Genomic DNA, 3050 nt, shown 5'->3' on the forward strand with positions numbered 1-3050 from the left:
GGCTCGCTGATCGCCCTCGATACCGCCGCGCGCTTTCCCTTGCGCGTCACGAAACTGGCCCTGCTAGCCACCGCTTTTCCGATGACCGTGTCCGACACGCTGCTCGACGCCGCGCGCGATCGCGAGGCTGACGCGATCGAGATGGTGAACGAGTGGTCCCATTCCTCGATCGCTGCAAAGCCCTCCTGCCCCAGCCCGGGTTTCTGGCTTCATGGAGCGAACCAGCGCTTGATGGAGCGCGTGGCCGAGCGCGGCGAAGCGCAGCTCTTTCACACCGATTTCAGCGCATGCAACGACTACCGGGACGGCATGGAACGCGCAGCAGCACTGCAATGTCCCGTCCAAGTGATTGCTGGCCGCCGGGATGCCATGACGCCACCGCGCGCCGCACACGCGCTGATTGGCGCAATGAAACAGGCGCGCGTTACGGTCGACGCGATCACGCTCGACGCGGGACATGCCTTGATGAGCGAGCAACCCGATGCAACGCTCGCCGCGTTATTCAGCTTCGCGACACGGTCCGCTTGATCCGCCAAGCTCTAGGACGATCTTAAGCGGCCGCGCGGCGGGCCGCTATCAGCCGAATGGGAGGGGTCACCAAAATAGCCGCTCGCGCAGTTGCATGGGGGCGTCGATCGCCGGAAAATGAATCAGGACGCGCCCCGTTTCAATCCGGGCGAAAAGGAGTCTGTCATGGCTGAAACCGCACATTCGGATCACTTTGCGAATTTCGCGGAGTTCTATCCGTATTACCTTGCCGAACATCGCAACGTGGCGTCGCGCAGGCTGCACTTCATCGGCTCGCTGGGCGTGATCGGCTTCCTCGCAATGGCACTGGCAACCGGCGACTGGATGTGGCTCCCCGCCGCGATAATTTGTGGCTACGGCTTCGCGTGGATCGGCCATTTCTTTTTCGAAAAGAATCGCCCCGCCACATTTCGGCATCCTTTTTATAGCCTGATGGGCGACTGGGTGATGTTCAAGGACATTTGCATTGGCCGGGTTTCGCTTTAGGGCGCCCCGCCTGAACGTCTTGATCTGGCTGTTTTAAGCCGGCTGATGCGGCATCGAAGTCGGTTCGTGCGCTTCACGCCCGGCTTCCTGACGCGCCGCGGCGCGCTCTGTCAAAAGCGTGGCGAGCGTGATGTCCAGCTTTTCGTTGTCCAACGCGTTCATCAGTGCCGCCCGATCGATACGCGAAGTATCGAGACGCAACTGATAATCCAGCTCGTCGCGCTCAACAACAAAGAGGTCAAAGAGCCTCGCCACGGTAATTTGCTGCGGGTTTGCAATCAGCACGTAACGCGGCACGCGCAGATTCTCCAGGCGCGCAACCCAGTCGAGCGCGTCGAGCTTGCGAATGAGACGCATGGACGTATCCATGTCGCATCGCAACATCTTCGCCAGTTCCAGTCCTGTGAAACCCGGCGCCCCGGCTTCCCGCGCTTCGGCAAGACGCGCGAGCAACTCGAGTACGTCGAGGAAATCGCTGCCGGGAAAGTCCGATCGATGAAACTGGCCGATCCGGATAGCCGGTACCGCCGACGCCACCATCGCGCCGATCAGCGTGATCATCCAGCACAGATAAACCCACAGCAGGAACACCGGCAACGCGGCAAACGCCCCATAGACGGCCGTATAGGTCGGGATGCTGCGCACGTAATAACCGAAGCCCCGCTTCACAATGTCAAACGCGATTGCCGCGACCAACCCGCCGATCGCCGCGTCGCGCCACGCGACCTTGCAGTTCGGCAGGAACACATAGAGCATCGTGAACGCGACCACCGTGAACGGGATCGTGGCGCTGGCTAGCGCCCATTCGACCACGGGCGGCATCAAATTGTGGGAGCCGGCAAATGCGACGGATTGCGCGAAAAGGTAGGACGAAGTTGACAGGCTGATACCGAAAAGAATCGGGCCGAGCGTGATGATGGCCCAGTAGACCAGCACGCGCTGCGCCAGCGGGCGCGATTTACGCACCCGCCAGATCACATTGAACGCCGATTCGACCGTCATCATGGTCATCACCGACGTCACGAACAAAATCATCATGCCAACCGTCGTCAGCCCTTTGGCCTTCGATGCAAACTGGTTCAGGTATTTGAAGATCTGGCTGTTAATCTGCGACGGCATGAGATGCGCGGCGAGAAAATCCTGCAACGACGCCTGGAACGAAGCGAAGATCGGAAACGCCGTAAACAGCGCGAACGCGACGGTCGCGAGCGGTACGAGCGAGAGCACCGTGGTGAACGTCAGGCTGCCCGCTACCTGTGCCACGCGATCCTCGCCCGTGCGGCGCGCGACGAAACCGGCGAGCCGCTTCGTGGTGTCGAGGTCGATGGGAAACTTCAGCAAGAACCTTTCTCCTTAATCCCGGTACGGCGCGATACCGCGCGGTACCGCGGGCCTGCAAGTTGGCTTGAATAGCGATCGATGCACATCATATAGCCGCGCTCGCACACCCTATCCCTATAATACCCGCTCACTGAAAAGGCCCATGAACGACATTCTCGTGCTCTATTACAGCCGCAACGGCGCCACTCGCGAGCTCGCCCAGGCGATCGCGCAGGGAGTCGATAGCGTGCCCGGCATGCAGGCGCGCGTGCGCACCGTGCCCCCCGTTTCCACCGTGTGCGAGTCGACCCAGCCCGATATCCCCGATGACGGCCCGCCCTATGCCGAAGTCCGCGACCTGGAGGAATGCGCCGGCTTGGCGCTCGGTTCGCCCACGCGCTTCGGCAACATGGCGGCGCCGATGAAATACTTCCTCGACGGCACCTCGCCGCAATGGTTGTCCGGCGCGCTGGCCGGCAAACCTGCAGCCGTGTTTACGTCTACCGGCAGCCTGCATGGCGGCCAGGAATCCACCCTGCTCTCCATGATGCTGCCCTTGCTTCACCATGGCATGCTGATCGTCGGCATTCCGTACACCGAGGCCAAGCTGACCACGACACAAAGCGGTGGAACGCCCTACGGCGCGTCGCACTTCGCCCGGGCGGACACGGCCGATCGCGGCATCTCCGCCGACGAAAAAGCGCTCGCGGCGGCGC

General features: G+C 61.8%; 4 protein-coding genes. 3 read left to right on the top strand and 1 reads right to left on the bottom strand.

The genetic code is table 11. From position 1 onward, the window contains the following. The coding region (locus WCA53_RS19550; RefSeq protein WP_423914379.1) for an alpha/beta fold hydrolase at nt 1–528 on the top strand (528 nt) is incomplete at its 5' end. A gap of 165 nt (nt 529–693) precedes the next feature. Continuing rightward, nucleotides 694–1014, top strand: a complete 321-nt coding sequence (locus tag WCA53_RS19555) for an Mpo1-like protein (protein ID WP_423914384.1) — start codon at nt 694–696, stop codon at nt 1012–1014. A gap of 33 nt (nt 1015–1047) precedes the next feature. Here WCA53_RS19555 and WCA53_RS19560 read toward each other — a convergent pair whose 3' ends face one another. Beyond that, nucleotides 1048–2355 carry a YihY family inner membrane protein gene (locus tag WCA53_RS19560; protein ID WP_423914389.1) on the bottom strand — a complete coding sequence of 436 codons (1308 nt, stop codon included), beginning with the start codon at nt 2353–2355 and terminating at the stop codon, nt 1048–1050. A gap of 142 nt (nt 2356–2497) precedes the next feature. Between WCA53_RS19560 and wrbA the strand changes: the two genes are divergently transcribed. Continuing rightward, nucleotides 2498–3050 (top strand): NAD(P)H:quinone oxidoreductase (wrbA, locus tag WCA53_RS19565; protein WP_423914392.1); only part of this gene is annotated, 553 nt, incomplete at its 3' end.

The organism is Caballeronia sp. (assembly GCF_049581465.1).
In the GTDB taxonomy this organism is placed as follows: Bacteria; Pseudomonadota; Gammaproteobacteria; order Burkholderiales; family Burkholderiaceae; genus Caballeronia.